This is a genomic window from Gordonia sp. IEGM753 (assembly GCF_050321825.1).
Classification (GTDB): domain Bacteria; phylum Pseudomonadota; class Gammaproteobacteria; order Pseudomonadales; family Pseudomonadaceae; genus Aquipseudomonas.
This window is the reverse complement of record NZ_JBNQGB010000008.1, coordinates 84,445-100,482: the sequence shown is the minus strand read 5'-3', so window position 1 is coordinate 100,482 and position 16,038 is coordinate 84,445. Positions and strand designations below refer to the sequence as shown.

The window sequence follows — 16,038 nt, the reverse complement described above, 5'->3', positions numbered from 1 at the left end:
GTAGGGTGGTCATTTAGTGTTATACAGTAACACTAAAAAAAGACCAGGCGTTAAGCGCGCGAAGTCTACAGAACCCTCTAAATCGCGCATCTCGCCTGCTTCATGATGAAGGTGAGGCAGATTCAGTTTGCCGGTTGAAGCGCGACAGCAGCACTTTATCCAGCAGCCAAACGACGACCAGCGATGCGCCGACCAAGGGAAATGCGACGGCCAGGATGAAGATGGTGACCATCGCGGTTTTCCATTTCGGCAAGTCGTGGCGCAGCGGTGGCACTCCCAACTTTCCCTCGGGGCGACGCTTCCACCAGATCACCACGCCGCTGATCGCGCTGAGCAAAATCATCAGGCAAATCAGCAGCACGATGATCTGGTTGAGCACCCCGAACATTTTGCCTTCGTGCAGCATCACACCCATTTCCGTGGCGCGAGCGACATTGCCGTAATGCTCCCAGCGCACGTCGGCGAGCACATTGCCGGTGTATTGATCGACGTGCAGTGTGGCGTCATTGCGCGGGTCGTCGGCGAACACCGCAATGGTGAATACGCCGGTCGCCGTGGTGGGCAAGGTGATGCTGTAACCCGGCTCAACCTTGCGTTGCTCAGCGATATCTTGCACTTGCTGCAGGCTAATGATCGGCGCTGCCGGACCGGCCTGTGCGTCGCCATGGTTCATGTGCTCGGCGTGGTCGCCAGACATCGGCATCGGCGTGTTTTCCATCGCCCACGGCACTGTCTGGCGCGCAGCGCTATTGAGGCTGCGGGCCTCGACGTCGGACTTGGGCATGTCATTCCACATGGCATCCGGGAACACATTCCAGACGCCTGCGTATTGCTTGCCCCAGAAACCGGTCCAGGTCATGCCGCTGAGCAGCATCACCAACAGCAACGTGGCGCCCCAGAAACCGGTAACCGCATGCAGATCACGCCACAGCACGCGTCCGCGGCTGCTTAAACGTGGCCATAAGATTCCGGCTGCCTGGCCGCGTGGCCACCACAGGAAAACACCGGAGACCACCAGCACGATGCCCCAGCCGGCGGCCAGTTCGACCAGACGATCACCCACAGTGCCAATCATCAATTCACCGTGAATGGCGCGTGCCACGGCTTGCAGGTTCCATTTGGCGTCTTGCTCGCCGAGGATGTCGCCGTGTGATGGGTCGACGAATACGTTCAGTTCATTGCCGGCATTCGAGAGCACAAATTGAGCGCTGCGTTCGGGGTTGATGGGCGGCAAGTACTGCTTGACCTGGGCCTGTGGATAAACCTCTTTCACGCGTTTGAGCAGCTCATCGGCGGATGCCGTGTGATGGCCGGCCTGAACGTTCAGCAGGTTGCCGTACATCAGCGGGTCGAGCTGCGGCTTGAACAGGTAGATAACGCCCGTCAGTGCCAGCATCACCATGAATGGGGCAACGAACAGGCCTGCATAGAAATGCCAGCGCCAGGCCAGGTTGTAGAAATTCACTTTGGGTTGTTTCATCAGGGTGCTCCGCTTGGCTTGGATCTTTTAGTTGTTGTCTGGTGACCGCTGCGCAGTCATTCGCGAGCAGGCTGGCTTCTACATGGGCGGTGAGCCCGCAGGAGCGAGCCTGCTCGCGATGCACTTAAAAACTCATGTCGACTTTGGTCCAGAGCGTGCGCCCCGGTTCGTTGATGGCTTGCGGGTCATTGGCCGGGTAGCCAAAACCGGCGTTGCCCGCCAGGTTCAAATGCTCGGCGTAGGTCTTGCCGAGGAGGTTGTCGACGCCGCTGCTGACCTTCCAGTTTTTGTTGATGCGGTACGCGCCGTTCAGCGAGAACACACCGAAGCCTGCGGTCTTGTCGAAGTCCTTGCCAACGACGTTGCCTTTGTTCTGGTCGATGCGGTTTTGCGCCGCGACGACTCGCCACAAGGCGCCAACGCTCCAGTTGTCTTCGCTGTAGGTCAGGCCGAAACGAGCATCCAGTGGTGGCATTTGCGGCAATGCATGGCCGTCGCTGCTGTTCTTGCCCCACGCATACGCCAGGGTTGCATCGGCTTTCCAGTGGCGGGTCAACGCGTAGGCAGCCCCCAATTCACCACCCATGATTCGCGCGTCGATGTTCTCGGCTTGCGAGGTCATGCCCATCATCCCTGGCGTGTAGTTGAAGAGGATGTAATCGCGCACTTGCCCGACGTAACCCGAGGCCCAGGCTTGGAGGTCTTCGGTTTTGTACTGCAGGCCGAAGTCGAGCTGGGTGGTTTTCTCGGGTTTGATCGAGTCAAAGGCATTCACCGAACCTGCGGGGCCTGAGTCCGGCGAAAACAACTCCCAGTAGTCCGGGAAACGTTGGGTATGACCGACGCCGGCATACAACGTGGTCGGGCTGTCTGCCAGGTCGTGTTCATAGCGTACGAAGCCACTGGGCAGAGTGTCCGCTCGCGTATCGTCGGCCGTCGGGTTGGCACGGGCCATCATTCCGGAATCGGTCGTCTGGCGATAATCCTTGGCCGAGGCGCGATCCAGGCGCGCGCCGGTGATCAGCCGGTCACGCTCGGCGGCGTACCAGGTCAGTTCACTGAACACACCATAATTGTGAAACTCGGCGTCTTTTGTGTACGGCAGGGCCTTGTAGGTGTCGATGCCCATGCTGCTGCGTTCACGATGCTCGTTGGTCTGCGCATCGAGGCCGCTGATCAACTGCACATCGGCCCAGCGCCAAGTGGCTTTGATGCGCGCGCCAAGGGTTCGGCGGTCGACGTTGGCGGCCATCGGCCCTGCCATCATTCCTGTGCCGGACGGTGTGCGCAGGCTGTAGTTGTCCATCACGTGATCGGCGTAGTTGTAGTAGACCTGCGCTTCGATCTTGTCCAGCACATCGCCAATGTTCGACTTCTCAAAACGCAGCCCCAGGCTTTCGCGTTTGAACTGTGAACCGTCCATGCCGCGTCCGGCGTAACGTGCTTCTCCATCACCTTTGCCGGAGGTCAGTTCCAGCAAGGTGTCGGCGTCCGGGGTCCAGCCGAGCGCAACGTCGCCGTTCCATTTGTCGTAACGCGAGGGCACGGTGTCGTGGTTGCCATCCTTGTAATCGTCGGAATGCGCTGTGTTGCCGATCACTCGCACGTAACCCAAAGGCCCACCTGCGGCGGCATCCACGACTTTGTCGAAACGACCGTTGGAACCGGCCAGCACACTGGCATTCACCCGGGTGCCGAGTGCTCCGAACGTTTCCGGCTCGCGGTCAAAAAGCACAGTGCCGGCTGATGCACCCGGTCCCCACAGCACCGTTTGCGGACCTTTGATTACGGTGAGTTTGTCGTAGGTTTCCGGCGAGATGTAGGAGGTCGGCGCATCCATTCGGCCGGGGCAGGCGCCGAGCATCATGCCGCCGTTGGTGAGGATGTTCAGCCGTGAGCCGAACATGCCGCGCAGCACCGGATCACCGTTGGTCCCGCCATTGCGGACCAATGCGAAACCGGGAATGGTTTTAAGGTAATCGCCACCGTCACTCGCCGGCACCGGTTGGCGCGCATCCTTGGGGTTGGTCACGATGGTCAAGGGCGAACTCGGTGCGATAGCAGTAATTACCGTAGGGCTCAGTTCTTCGCCGTGACCTGCGTGTTCATCGGCCAGCACCATCGGTGCGAGCAGAGCGCCGCAGAGGATGGCCGTGGCGTGCTTGAATCGAACGCGAGTTTCATTCAGGGCGAAAGACGCCTGGGCAGCGCTTAAGCTTGGTGCAGCAGAAAACCTGGACATGACAATTTCCATCGAGCAGTCGTAAACGACACGGCCGGCTGATTGGCGGACCGCGTGAGATCGGGATCAGTGTTTACGTGGCGATCGGTGGGGCGCGGGTGCGGGCGCCTGGGAAGAACGTCTGCCGGGCGTGGCCCAATCGGGGCGATTGGGGGGTGAAGGTGGTGGAGGCTGGCGTTTCAAAGTCTGTGAACGAAACACCGCCCGTCAGCGCCGGGCAATTGAACAACAGACTGCAATAACCGCATTTCTCCCACAGTGCGTGATGGTCGGCTTTCGCAGAGCAATGCTCGGCAGCAGGTTGTGCGGTGTGGTCGGCGTGCGCCATCGCCGACATGTCCATGCTCATGTCCATCGACATGTTCATGGCGCTTGGCATCAACATTGAAGCGCGTTGATTCATCGGCATCGACTGAGAAATCAGCGGGCCGATAAAAATCATCAACATGGCGAACAGGCTGATCCAACTGCCGCGTGTCAGGCTCAATGGCTGACGACGCTGTGCGGATGGCCTGGCGCGAAGTGAGCGCATGGGCGAATTCAGCGCAGAGGTTTACTGGGCGTGCATGTGTTCTTGCATGCCATCCGGAGCTTTCTTCTGCACGGCAACTTCAACCGTCACATCGCCTGACTTTTCGAAATGCAGCGTCAGTGGGAAGCGTTTGCCGTCGCTCAGCAGGCTGCGGTCTTTGAGCTCCAGCAGCATCACGTGATACGCCATTGGCGCAAAGGTGACAGCGCCACCTGCTGGCACATCGACGCTGTCGACTTGCTGCATTTTCATCAGGTCATTTTGCATCACGTGTTCGTGCAGCTGGGCCAGCCCGGCAATGGGCGAATCAACACTCAGTAGTTTGTCGGCTGTTTTGCCGGTGTTGTTAATCACGAAATAGGCGGCAACCGTTGGCGCATTGGGCGGAAGTTCTTGCGACCACGGATGGGCGATTTGCAACTCGCCGGCCTTGTATTCGTGCGCATTGGCAAAACAGGCAGGCAGCAACAGTGCGGCCACAACGATAAGTTTGTTCAACATGGCAGTTCTCCAGGACGATTCAAAACGCAGGTCAATTGCGAGAAAGAATCACACCAGAGGGGAAGCACGAGGATTGAGGCTAGGCCATTGCTGGCGTGGGTTGGGCGTTTCGAACGTGGCGATGGCGCGGTGTGAGTAACTATCGAACTGGGTGAAATACAACTGAGGCACATGCCCTGGCAACGCCACCAGAGGTGCGGAACCTGCGCAGCACCAGCAATGTTGCATGTTCGAATGTTGATCGCCTTGTGGCGCTTTCTGCTCAACCGAACCCAGCGAGATCGCCACCATCTTGGTGCCGCTGGATGTACAGAAACTGCCCCACAACAATTGTTCGACAGGTGATTTTGCCGTTTGCGCCATCGCACTGGTCATCGGCATGGCGAGCAAGTTGAACAGCACTGCGAAGCAGGCGATCCATGCAAATGCGAGCCGTTGTCGGGACATGGGCAAATCCGGTTGGGTGGGGGATCAGGCGCGGCTATTTAGCCTGATCAATGCCGATAAGTAAAAAAGCTGTGTGCGGTTTGGTGTCGCAGTACATTCAAATAGCCGCAGCATGCAAGCGCAGACCCAAGGCTTTCATCACCTTCATGATAGTCGCGAATTCTGGATTGCCAGTGCGGCTCAGTGCCTTGTACAAACTTTCTCGGCCGAGACCTGCGTCGCGAGCAATCTGGGTCATGCCTTGTGCGCGCGCTATATCATTGAGCGCCGCGCGTATCAAAACGCCGTCGCCTGCGTCTTCTTCAAAGCAAGCGTCAAGGTAGGCTGCCATATCTTCCGGTGTTTTGAGAAACTCGGCGGCGTCGAATCGAGTGAATTGTTCGGCCATGACTTACTCCTCATTACCGATGTCTTGCACCATTTGAATGGCACGTTTGATATCCCGTTTTTGCGTCGACTTATCACCTCCGACCAGGAGCAGGTAAACCACCTCTCTTCGACGAGTGAAGTACATCCGGTAGCCGGGACCGTGATGAACGCGCATTTCATGAACAGCTTCGCCGACGTGTTCGCAATCGCCGAAACTCCCCAACTCGGCGGCTCGTAGTCTTGCGACTATCCTGGCTTTGCCAACTGTATCTTTCAATGAGTTCAGCCAATCGGCAAATGCTCTGGATCGTTCAAAGTTGAACATGTCAGATCGTATTCCTTGGGATACATATTCGCAAGCGGCGCTTTTCTCCTTCCAGTAGTTTCCCGTATCTGCAAGCGCAGATTCATTCTTGCCTGGAAGGGATGAGGGGCTGGAATATAGATTTACAGCGACCGGGATTACAGTCGGCGCTTTCTGGGAATACTGACGGCAAAGTCGCGAGTTTCCGCGAATGTCAGGAAAAGTCCGACATGGATAGGGCGTACAGCATTTCAACTCCTGTCTCGAACTCCCGATCCACCCCCGGCAACGCCGGACGCTTCAAAACAATCACCGGTACGCCACGCTCACGCGCGACTTCGAGCTTCGGTTCGGTGGCGGTACTGCCGCTGTTCTTGCTGATCAGCACGTCGATCCGCCGACGCTCGAACAGCGTGCGTTCATCGTCGATCAGGAAAGGCCCGCGAGCGCCAATGACTTCGCAGCGTTCGTTGCCCGGGTAAACGTCCAGCGCGCGTAACGTCCAGAATTGCTCTGGCGGTATTTCATGCAGGTGTTGCAAGGGTTCGCGGCCGAGGGTGAACAGTGGGCGGCGGAACGGTTTCAACGCTTCGATCAACTCGGCCCAGTCACTGACTTCACGCCAGTCGTCCAGGGCTTGCGGTTGCCAGGCCGGACGACGCAGCGCCCAGCAAGGAATGCCGGACACCTGAGCGGCGGTCGCAGCGTTCTGACTGATTTGCGCGGCGTAAGGGTGAGTCGCGTCCAGCAGCAGGTCGATGCGCTCATCGCGAATGAACTGTGCCAGCCCATCAGCCCCCCCATAACCGCCGACCCGTACCTGACACGCCAAATCGGTCGGTACGCGCCCGACGCCGGCCAGGCTATAGATGTGTTCTGGTCCCAGGGTGCGCGCGATGGCGAGGGCTTCCGTGACACCGCCAAGCAACAAGATTCGTTTCATTGAAAAGCCCCTGCACGACCTACAATCCCGCCCTGGCGATCAATCGCAAACACTTCGACCTGTACCTGCGCAGGTACCACGCTGCGCGCAAATTCCAGTGCGTGCTGGCAGACGGCGTCGCCCAACTGGATGCCCGCCGCACTGGCCATGGCCAAGGCTTGTTGACTGGTATTGGCCTCGCGGATCGATTGCTGCAGCGCCTCGTTTGCGCCCACGGCGGCGGCCCATTCGGCCAACTGCGGCAAGTCGATGCTGGAGTGACGGCTGTGCAGATCCATATGCCCTGCTGCCAGTTTGCTGATCTTGCCGAAGCCGCCGCACAGGCTCAGCCTGGCGACTGGCACTTTGCGTAAATGTTTGAGCACTGCGCCGACAAAATCGCCCATTTCGATCAGCGCGATTTCAGGCAGGTTGTAGACCTGGCGCATGGTGTCTTCGCTGGCATTGCCGGTACAGGCCGCGATATGCAGGTAACCGTTGGTTGTCGCGACGTCGATGCCTTGGTGGATCGAGGCAATATAGGCCGCGCAGGAAAACGGCCGGACGATGCCGCTGGTGCCCAAAATCGATAAACCACCCAGTATGCCCAACCGCGGATTCATGGTTTTAAGCGCCAGCGCCTCGCCGCCTTCAACGTTTACTGTCACCTCGAAACCGCCCGGGTAACCAAGTTCTTCGGCCAGTCGCGTCAAGTGCTCGGTGATCATCTTGCGCGGCACAGGGTTGATTGCCGGTTCGCCCACACCCAGCACCAGCCCTGGTCGAGTGACCGTGCCGACACCACGCCCCGCACTGAACCGAATGCCGGGCGCTCGATCAAGCCGCACCTGGGAATAAAGCAATGCACCGTGGGTCACGTCCGGATCGTCGCCTGCGTCCTTGATGGTCCCGGCCTCGGCGCCATCACCCTGCAGGCGACAAAACTCCAGGCGCATCTGCACGTGCTTGCCTTTGGGCAGGACGATTTCCACAGCGTCCGAGCCCATTCCGCTGAGCAGCAGGCGAGCGGCCGCCAGGCTGGTGGCGGTGGCGCAACTGCCGGTGGTCAGGCCACTGCGTAGCGGTGCCGGTTGTTCGGCGGTTTCGTCACGCATCAAGAGCTTTGACCATGTCCAGAAGGGTAATGGGCAAGGCTTGGCGCCACGTGTCGAAATCACCCAGCGGTTGCGCCTGAGCGATGTGAATACGCGTCAGCTCGCCGCCATGCTGCTCGCGCCACGCCATCAAGGTCATCTCGCTTTGCAGCGTGACGGCGTTGGCGACCAGTCGGCCACCGGGCTTCAATTGTGCCCAACACGTATCGAGTACGCCTTCACCGGTCACTCCGCCGCCGATGAAGATCGCGTCCGGTCGTTCAAGCAAGGCCAAGGCTTGCGGCGCACTGCCACGAATCAGTTGCAGGCCGGGAACCCCAAGCGCGTCGCGGTTATGTTCGATCAACAGTTGCCGCCCTTCATCAGCCTCGATGGCCAGTGTCCGGCACGCGGGGTGCGCACGCATCCACTCGATGCCGATTGAACCGCTGCCAGCGCCCACGTCCCACAACAATTCGCCGGGCAGCGGTGCCAAACGGGCAAGCGTGATCGCCCGTACGTCGCGCTTGGTGAGTTGGCCATCGTGCCTGAACGCAGAGTCAGGCAGGCCGGCCAGTTTCGACAGTCGCTGGGTGTTCGGCTCGCAAACGCACTCGATGGCAATCAGGTTCAGATCGGCAATTATCGGATTGCCCCAATCGCTGGCGATGCCGTCGATGCGTCGTTCGGCGTCACCGCCCAGATGCTCGAGCACGCTCATGCGGCTTGGACCAAAACCGCGCTCGGTTAACAGTGCGGCAATCGCGGCGGGGCTTTGACCGTCGTTGCTGAGTACCAGCAAACGGACACCGCTGAACAATTGAGCATTAAGCGCAGCGAGGGGCCGAGCGACCACGGACAGCGTGACCACGTCCTGCAAGGGCCAACCCATGCGGGCGGCGGCAACAGAGCAAGAGGAGGGCGCGGGCAAAACCAGCATTTCTTCGCTGGGCAGTACCCGCGCGAGACTGGCACCGACACCGAAGAACATCGGATCGCCGCTGGCTAATACGCACACCGGTTCGCCGCGCCGCGCCATCAGCCCATCGAGTGAGAAAGGTGAGGGCCAGCATTCGCGTTCGCCACGGATGCACGCTGGCAGTAAATCCAGTTGGCGTTGGGCACCCACAATCCGCGATGCGGCCAGCAGGGCATGACGAGCGTTTTTGCCCAGGCCCTTGAAGCCATCTTCACCGATACCCGTTACGGTCAGCCACGGAGTCATGTCCATCCTCTATTCAATTGCCAAATCCTGCGTCGTGACAGGCGTGCATATGATAGCCCGGCGAGTGTGGTCAGGGTTGGCCTGTTTTATAGGGAGAAAGTCCGTTTTAAAGTAATTTTGTGGATGGGTTTTATTTGGAATTGCAATGCAGTCTTGTCAGTGTTTTTTTAAGTGGCCTAGTCTTCAGAGCAGTTCATTCAATAAAAGTGTATGTCATGGAGGACACTATGCGCAGTGCAGTTATTACCGGGCCCAATATAGTTTCCATGGAGAGCGAGTCTCTTCAAGACTTTGACGACTTTACCGATTGCACGATGGTTTCATCACTGAATGCCGATCGGGAGGCTAATCGCTTCAAACAACCTGGACAATGGTTCAACGGTTACGGCAGTTGCCTCGACTGGATTGGCTGGGAGCCGGTTGGCAATACTTATACCCGACGCCAGGACGTCATCTGGGGCAACGTGGTGCAGACGTACCTGCAATCAGTGTCGGCCCGCCAGAACTTTAAACTCGGCAGCCCTATTATCAACGTGTTGGTTGATTCTTTTAATGCGATAAACAATAACAGCGCTGTCGCCTATGCCTTGGATGAAGAAACAGCCAAAGGCGAACTTTTCCAGGTGACGCCGCTGTGGCGAGATCGCACGGGAAAGTTGCGAATGCAAGTGAGTCGATTGCAGTTGGTCACACGGGCGAGGGCGGACCAGTTTCTGTTTGCGAGGCTTGAAGATCGTTCGGCCAGCCTTCTACAGTACTACGCAGAGTTTGTGCTAAATGAAAAAACACTGAATGAGAAGAGAGGACTCATCCAGCAAAAACTCAGGGAAAACACAATGGCCAGGTTCAAGTTGAGGCTGAGCGCTTCACGTGCTTGAGCCCCGCGTGACGGGTTGTGCGACACGCGGGCTTTTCATGCTGGCCAGCAAAGCAGGCATAATAGCGACCTTTCGCCCAGTTGCCGGTCATCTTGTGAACCCACCTCAGCACTCTCCGTCCATACGTCCTTCGGCATGCCCGGGGTTGCTGCGTATCGTCCGGGCACTGGACGGGGGTATTTGTCGAATCAAGTTGAACGGCGGTTCGATAATGTCGACACAGGCCGAGGCCATCGCAGACGCGGCCGAACGCTTTGCCGGTGGTGTTATTGAGGCAACCAATCGGGCCAATCTGCAGATTCGCGGTATTGGTAGCGAGCAGTCGGCGCTGACCGACAGCTTGCTCGCCGCAGACTTGGGGCCGCGCACCGCCGCTGGGGATGATGTGCGCAACCTCATGTTGAGTCCGAGTGCCGGTATTGATCGGCAGATGCTGTACGACACGCGCGAGTTGGCCGAACAGATCCTCACGACGTTGCAACGACATGCACGCTTTCATGAGCTGAGCGCAAAATTCGCCGTGCAACTGGACGGTGGCGAAGCCTTGGCGATGCTCCAGCACCCGCATGATCTGTGGTTGTCGGCAGTCGACGTTGACGGTGAGTTGCGGCTGGCTTTCGGTCTGGCGGGATGCCCGACGGATGCGGCGGCCGGTTCGGTTTCACTGGAGGATGGGCATGCTTTGGTAGTCGCCGTGCTTGAGTTGTTTCTTCAAGCGGCACGCCCCGATCAACACCGAATGCGCCAGTTGCTCAGCGAACTGCCGGTCAGCGAGTTTCTAGCGCGGCTGGCCGAACGTGTGCCCTTCGCTCAAGTGAAAGCCTGGCAGCGGTCGTCACGCTCGCAGGTTCTGCACATCGGTGCTCACCCACAACGGCAGGACAGTCTGGTTTACGTCGGTGCGGTGCCCCCGGTCGGGCGACTTGATAGCACCATGCTGCGCGGCGCGGCCCGGCTCGCGCAGGAGTTCGGCGACTCATCGCTACGGTTCACGCCATGGCAAAGCGTGCTGTTGCCGAACGTTCGCCATGAAAACGCGCCTGCAGTCATTCGGCGCCTGCAACTACTTGGTTTTTTGTGTGAAGCCGACCAGCCGTTGTCACGTTTGATCGCCTGTACCGGTTCGGCGGGCTGTAGCAAAGGCCTGGCCGACACCAAGTCCGATGCCTTGCAGCTGGCGGCGCTGTTACAGCGGCATGGTGTGCTGGTGAACGTGCACCTGAGTGGTTGCGCACGTTCTTGCGCCGCCGCACATATCGCTCCGGTCACGTTACTGGCCGTCAATCCTGGTCATTACGACCTCTATTTTCGCGAAGCGGGGCTGCCGGGTTTCGGTGCCCTGCACGCACGCAACCTTACTATTGAAGCGGTCGCAGCCTTGCTCGACGCCCGCTCACGGAGCCACCTTGATGCTTGATTACATCCGCGACGGTCAGGAGATCTATCGCAACTCCTTCGCGATCATTCGCGCTGAGGCGAATCTGGACCGAATCCCGGCTGACCTGGAAAAACTCGCGGTACGAGTGATCCACGCCTGCGGCATGGTCGACGCCATCGACGGTTTGCAATTCTCTGAAGGTGCAGGCAAGGCCGGGCGCGATGCACTGGCCGCCGGGGCCCCTATTCTGTGTGATGCGCGGATGGTGTCCGAGGGCGTAACGCGCACGCGTTTACCGGCGAACAACCAGGTTATCTGCACCTTGCGCGATGACAGCGTTCCGGACCTGGCGCGTGAGCTCGGCAATACCCGTTCTGCGGCCGCGCTGGAACTGTGGCGCCCGCATCTGGCAGGCAGCGTGGTGGTCATCGGCAACGCCCCGACCGCCCTGTTTTATCTGCTGGAAATGCTGGATGCCGGCGCGCCGAAACCAGCGCTGATTCTCGGTTTTCCGGTGGGCTTCGTCGGTGCTGCCGAATCCAAGGCAGCGCTCGCGGCCGACAGCCGTGGCGTGCCTTTTGTCATCATGCAAGGCCGGTTGGGCGGTAGCGCCATGGCCGCTGCCGCTGTCAATGCACTCGCCACGGAGATCGAATGATGCATCAACCGGGACGTTTGATCGGCCTTGGCGTCGGCCCTGGTGATCCAGAACTGATTACTGTCAAAGCCCTGCGCCTGCTGCGCGAGTCTCCGGTGGTGGCGTACTTCGTCGCCAAAGGAAAAAAGGGCAACGCATTCGGCATCATCGAGGCTCACCTGCAAGGTGCTCAAACCTTGCTGCCGCTGGTCTATCCGGTGACTACCGAGGCGCTGCCGGCACCGCTGTCTTACGAGCAAGTGATCAGTGATTTCTACGATGCCGCCGCCGAAGAACTTGCAGCGCATCTGGATGCGGGTCGTGATGTGGCAGTGATCTGCGAAGGCGATCCGTTTTTCTACGGCTCCTACATGTACCTGCACGATCGACTGGCCGAGCGTTATCAAGCCGAAGTCGTACCCGGTGTGTGCTCGATGCTCGGCGGCGCTTCGGTGCTCGGTGCGCCGCTGGTTTATCGAAATCAAAGTTTGTCGGTGCTGTCCGGTGTATTGCCGCATGACGACCTCAAGCGTCGACTGGCAGACGCCGATGCCGCTGTGATCATGAAGCTGGGCCGTAACTTTCCAAAAGTGCGTCAAGTGCTCGAAGAGCTCGGCCTGGCCGAGCGGGCGCTGTACGTTGAGCGCGCGACCATGGCCAATCAGAAAATTGTCCCGCTGGATCAGGTCGAGCCGATGTCATCACCGTATTTCTCGCTGATTATTGTTCCCGGCGAACGGTGGCAAGGCTGATGACTCGTCCAGTTCCGGCAATTGTCATTCTCGGCAATGGCAGCCTTGCGACCGCGCGCAGGATTCAGCAGGTTTACCCTGGTGCATTGGTCCACGGTCTGGCTGATCGGGTTCAAGACGCGGACCGTCTCTATCATGAGTTCGGTGCCACGCTGCGTGCGATGTATCAGCAGGACACGCCGATTATTGCGTTGTGCGCCGCCGGCATCGTGATTCGAACGCTGGCGCCATTGTTGCTGGAGAAAGGTGCCGAGCCGCCAGTGCTCGCGGTCGCTGAAGACGGCAGTGCGGTAGTGCCGCTGCTCGGAGGCCTGGGCGGCGTAAACGTCATGGCGCGTGAAATCGCTGCGGCGCTGGAAGTCGCGGCGGCCATCACCACCAGTGGTGAATTGCGTTTTGGCACCTGTTTGTTAAACCCGCCCAGCGGTTACGCCCTCGGCGATCTGGAACTCGGCAAACGCTTCGTTTCTGATTTGCTGGCCGGTGAGACCGTTCGCGTAGAAGGCCAGGCGCCATGGCTGGCACAGGCGCAGTTGCCGGAGCACCCCGATGCACGGCTGGCCGTACATGTGGGTCATGCTGAGCGAGAGCCTTCTGCCAATGAGTTGCTGATCTACCCGCGCAACGTTCTGGTGGCGGTGCGTGCCATCACCGCCTCGCCAGACGCTATTCGCGATGCGTTGCGGGGCGCAAAAATCGCTGTGCAATCGATCGCTTGTTTGTTGGCTGGCGACAGCGAAATGGCCACGCCTGCGCTGCATGAAGCGGCCCTCGAACTGGGCGTGCCATTGCGTTTTGCCCCGGGCGTTGGCGCGCTCTGTGATCTGGCGCGGCATGCTGTCGGGCTACCTGTTGTAATCCACGGCGACGAGAACATCGCCATCGCGGTGGCCGAGCAACCGTTGGCAGTGTCAGTGATCGGTCGTGCTCGTGGCCGCTTGGCGGTGATCGGTTTGGGGCCGGGCGCTGCCGAACTGATGGTGCCAGCGGTCAAGACTGAACTGGCGCGTGCCAACGACGTGCTGGGTTACGAAACTTACGTGCGCATGGCAGGGCCATTTCGCGCCGACCAGGTGCTGCATTGCACCGATAACCGCGAAGAGATGCAGCGTGCTCGCCACGCTTTCGAGCTGGCGGCACAGGGGCGTTCGGTGGTGGTGGTTTCATCTGGCGACCCGGGTGTTTTTGCCATGGCCGCCGCAGTGCTCGAAGCGCTGCATGAGTCCACCGATGATGCGTGGCACAACGTCGATCTGGAGATTCTGCCGGGGGTTTCAGCTTCATTGGCAACGGCCGCGCAGGCCGGTGCGCCGCTGGGTCATGACTTCTGTGTGTTGTCGCTGTCGGACAACCTCAAGCCGTGGGCGATCATCGAAAAACGCCTGGATCTGGCGGCGCAAGCTGATCTGGCATTGGCTTTCTACAATCCGATATCGCGCTCGCGTCCATGGCAACTGGGCCAGGCGCTGGGTATCGTCGCCAAACACCGCACGCCACAAACGCCTGTGGTGTTGGGCCGCGACATCGGCCGCCCGGGCCAGACATTGCGCGTAACGACGCTGGGTGAACTGACGCCCGACCAAGTTGATATGCGAACCATGGTGCTTATCGGGTCTTCGACAACACGCGTGATTGCGCGTGCCGATGGCCGGCTATGGGTTTATACCCCGCGTAGTTATGGTGATAAGCTGTTGCCGATAACAACCCGTTGACAGAGCGTGTGCTGAGTTACATGCAGTGTTTTTATTGGCGTTGTTGCTGTTAATTCCCTGCGTTAGATTGGATCGGCTCCCAAGTATGGGGGCCACTAACTAACAAGGGAATGTTATAGATGGATGTTTACGAAAGCTCTATTACCCCGGCATGCAGCGCGGACTTCGTCCGGGGGTGCATTCAAAAGCGCCAGCCGATGTTAAAAATAATGCCTCGCTCCAGAATGCTGGGCATGACCGTGGCTGAAAGTCCTACGCGAGCGCTGGATGCATTGGTCCTTGGCAATAGCATGATTGGTTACGGCGACCAAATAAGCCTGGAAAACATGGCGATCATTGAAAACATAATAACCATGTCGAAGATGGAGGCGAACTTTGAAGTTCCGGGCAATAAAGATCCCAAGGCTTGGTACCATGCGTTTACTCAATGCATGGAAGATCTCGGTTGCTTTGTTCCGGATAAAGGATTTTCCAAATACAATGCAAGTTCTCTGAATGTCACCATGGACAATATTGTTGTCGACATTGTTCAAGCAGCGGCAGAGGCGGCCAAAGCTGCTGTTCCGGGGGCTTCAGTGTTGAGTGCTATTACCAGCACCACGCTGAATGGTTTGAAGAACGACCCTGAAGCAATCAAGTTACTGAGTCTTGAATCTAAAACCATTGAGGGCATGCGACTGAGCACCATTCCGTGCGAGCAGATGTCGAACGGCATCATTCTTGTCGCACTGGCAGCAGTCGATCATCAGGGGGACAGTCGCGCTGATGGCGTGCTGTTTTTTGACTGGAAAATCTCGACCCTCAATGTCTTTCACGGCAAGGCGTTCGCCACCTTCAACCCCACACGTTATTCGGCGATAAAAACCGATATCGAGGAATACCTCGGCGTGCACCGCAAAGAGGTATTGGTCAAGCGCTTCAGCCGCCGCAAGTAAGGCGGGAGGTGCATCAAGGCACCAAATATCCCCTGACCCCGGTGAAAATGATCTGCGCCGCCAATGCGCAGACAAACAGCCCCATCAACCGGCTGACAATCTGCAGCCCCTGATCCCCGAGAATACGTTCAATGCGGTTTGACAGATAAAGCACCACGCCTACGGTGAAGCTGGCCAGCGCAATGCTGAGAATAGCGGTGAGCTTGTCGTCCCAGTGCGGCTGGCTCACGCCCATCACCAGCAAGGCCCCGATGGTTCCGGGGCCGACTGTCAGCGGGATGGTCAGCGGGACAATGGTGACGTCCTGCTGCACGTTATCGGTTTGCACGGCTGACTTGCCTTGGGCCATGCCCAGTGCCGAGATAAACAGCACACTACCGGCGCCGATACGAAAGGCGTCGACGGTGATGCCGAACACACTAAAAATCACTCGGCCAAACAGGTACAGCAATACGCTGGAAACCAGGGTTGCGACGGCCACTTTCCAGGCTAGCCGACGCTGTTCCTTGCGCGAATAGCCGCGTGTCAGGCTGATGAAGCAGGACAACACGAAGAATGGGCTATAGAGCACCAGCATCTTCAGGTAAACGCTGAACAACACGTGGAGCATGGTGCAGGCTCACAGGCTAG

17 protein-coding genes are annotated in these 16,038 nt (G+C 58.7%); 6 read left to right on the top strand and 11 right to left on the bottom strand.

What is annotated here, in order from left to right; translation table 11 throughout:
• Positions 1–100: 100 nt before the first annotated feature.
• The 10 genes from ACQR3R_RS27720 to cbiE all read right to left on the bottom strand — a co-directional run bounded on the left by ACQR3R_RS27720 (position 101) and on the right by cbiE (position 9,116).
• Entirely contained in the window at positions 101–1,480 is a 1,380-nt protein-coding gene (locus ACQR3R_RS27720) for a PepSY domain-containing protein (protein WP_428277406.1), read from the bottom strand.
• Between the two features lie 124 nt (positions 1,481–1,604).
• Positions 1,605–3,722, bottom strand: coding sequence for a TonB-dependent copper receptor (locus tag ACQR3R_RS27715; RefSeq protein WP_428277404.1), 2,118 nt, complete (start codon positions 3,720–3,722; stop codon positions 1,605–1,607).
• A gap of 73 nt (positions 3,723–3,795) precedes the next feature.
• On the bottom strand, positions 3,796–4,254 hold the full coding sequence (locus tag ACQR3R_RS27710; RefSeq protein ID WP_428277402.1) for a DUF2946 family protein: 459 nt from the start codon (positions 4,252–4,254) through the stop codon (positions 3,796–3,798).
• A 21-nt stretch (positions 4,255–4,275) separates the two neighbouring features.
• Entirely contained in the window at positions 4,276–4,755 is a 480-nt protein-coding gene (locus ACQR3R_RS27705; protein WP_428277400.1) for a copper chaperone PCu(A)C domain-containing protein, read from the bottom strand.
• A gap of 48 nt (positions 4,756–4,803) precedes the next feature.
• Entirely contained in the window at positions 4,804–5,202 is a 399-nt protein-coding gene (locus ACQR3R_RS27700) for a DUF2946 family protein (protein ID WP_428277398.1), read from the bottom strand.
• Between the two features lie 97 nt (positions 5,203–5,299).
• Positions 5,300–5,590 carry an addiction module antidote protein gene (locus ACQR3R_RS27695; protein WP_428277396.1) on the bottom strand — a complete coding sequence of 97 codons (291 nt, stop codon included), beginning with the start codon at positions 5,588–5,590 and terminating at the stop codon, positions 5,300–5,302.
• Between the two features lie 3 nt (positions 5,591–5,593).
• Positions 5,594–5,896: a type II toxin-antitoxin system RelE/ParE family toxin gene (locus ACQR3R_RS27690; protein ID WP_428277394.1), complete on the bottom strand. Its 303-nt coding sequence runs from the start codon at positions 5,894–5,896 to the stop codon at positions 5,594–5,596.
• 193 nt (positions 5,897–6,089) lie between these two features.
• Positions 6,090–6,818: a cobalt-precorrin-6A reductase gene (locus ACQR3R_RS27685; RefSeq protein ID WP_428277392.1), complete on the bottom strand. Its 729-nt coding sequence runs from the start codon at positions 6,816–6,818 to the stop codon at positions 6,090–6,092.
• Positions 6,815–7,912, bottom strand: a complete 1,098-nt coding sequence (locus tag ACQR3R_RS27680; RefSeq protein WP_428277390.1) for a cobalt-precorrin-5B (C(1))-methyltransferase — start codon at positions 7,910–7,912, stop codon at positions 6,815–6,817. The genes ACQR3R_RS27685 and ACQR3R_RS27680 overlap by 4 nt, the downstream gene beginning before the upstream one ends.
• On the bottom strand, positions 7,905–9,116 hold the full coding sequence (gene cbiE, locus ACQR3R_RS27675) for a precorrin-6y C5,15-methyltransferase (decarboxylating) subunit CbiE (protein ID WP_428277388.1): 1,212 nt from the start codon (positions 9,114–9,116) through the stop codon (positions 7,905–7,907). The genes ACQR3R_RS27680 and cbiE overlap by 8 nt, the downstream gene beginning before the upstream one ends.
• A gap of 227 nt (positions 9,117–9,343) precedes the next feature.
• Between cbiE and ACQR3R_RS27670 the strand changes: the two genes are divergently transcribed.
• The 6 genes from ACQR3R_RS27670 (at position 9,344) to ACQR3R_RS27645 (ending at position 15,408) form a co-directional block, all read left to right on the top strand.
• A complete protein-coding gene (locus ACQR3R_RS27670; RefSeq protein WP_428277386.1) occupies positions 9,344–9,994 on the top strand; it encodes a hypothetical protein in 651 nt (216 codons plus the stop codon).
• A gap of 37 nt (positions 9,995–10,031) precedes the next feature.
• Entirely contained in the window at positions 10,032–11,411 is a 1,380-nt protein-coding gene (gene cobG, locus ACQR3R_RS27665; protein ID WP_428277384.1) for a precorrin-3B synthase, read from the top strand.
• On the top strand, positions 11,404–12,030 hold the full coding sequence (locus tag ACQR3R_RS27660) for a precorrin-8X methylmutase (protein WP_428277382.1): 627 nt from the start codon (positions 11,404–11,406) through the stop codon (positions 12,028–12,030). The genes cobG and ACQR3R_RS27660 overlap by 8 nt, the downstream gene beginning before the upstream one ends.
• Positions 12,027–12,761 carry a precorrin-2 C(20)-methyltransferase gene (locus ACQR3R_RS27655; protein ID WP_428277380.1) on the top strand — a complete coding sequence of 245 codons (735 nt, stop codon included), beginning with the start codon at positions 12,027–12,029 and terminating at the stop codon, positions 12,759–12,761. Before ACQR3R_RS27660 ends, ACQR3R_RS27655 begins: the two co-directional genes overlap by 4 nt.
• Positions 12,761–14,473, top strand: a complete 1,713-nt coding sequence (cobJ, locus tag ACQR3R_RS27650; RefSeq protein ID WP_428277378.1) for a precorrin-3B C(17)-methyltransferase — start codon at positions 12,761–12,763, stop codon at positions 14,471–14,473. The genes ACQR3R_RS27655 and cobJ overlap by 1 nt, the downstream gene beginning before the upstream one ends.
• Positions 14,474–14,592: 119 nt before the next feature.
• Positions 14,593–15,408, top strand: coding sequence for a hypothetical protein (locus tag ACQR3R_RS27645; RefSeq protein ID WP_428277376.1), 816 nt, complete (start codon positions 14,593–14,595; stop codon positions 15,406–15,408).
• A gap of 13 nt (positions 15,409–15,421) precedes the next feature.
• Here ACQR3R_RS27645 and ACQR3R_RS27640 read toward each other — a convergent pair whose 3' ends face one another.
• Positions 15,422–16,018, bottom strand: a complete 597-nt coding sequence (locus ACQR3R_RS27640; RefSeq protein ID WP_428277374.1) for a MarC family protein — start codon at positions 16,016–16,018, stop codon at positions 15,422–15,424.
• Positions 16,019–16,038 lie beyond the last annotated feature (20 nt).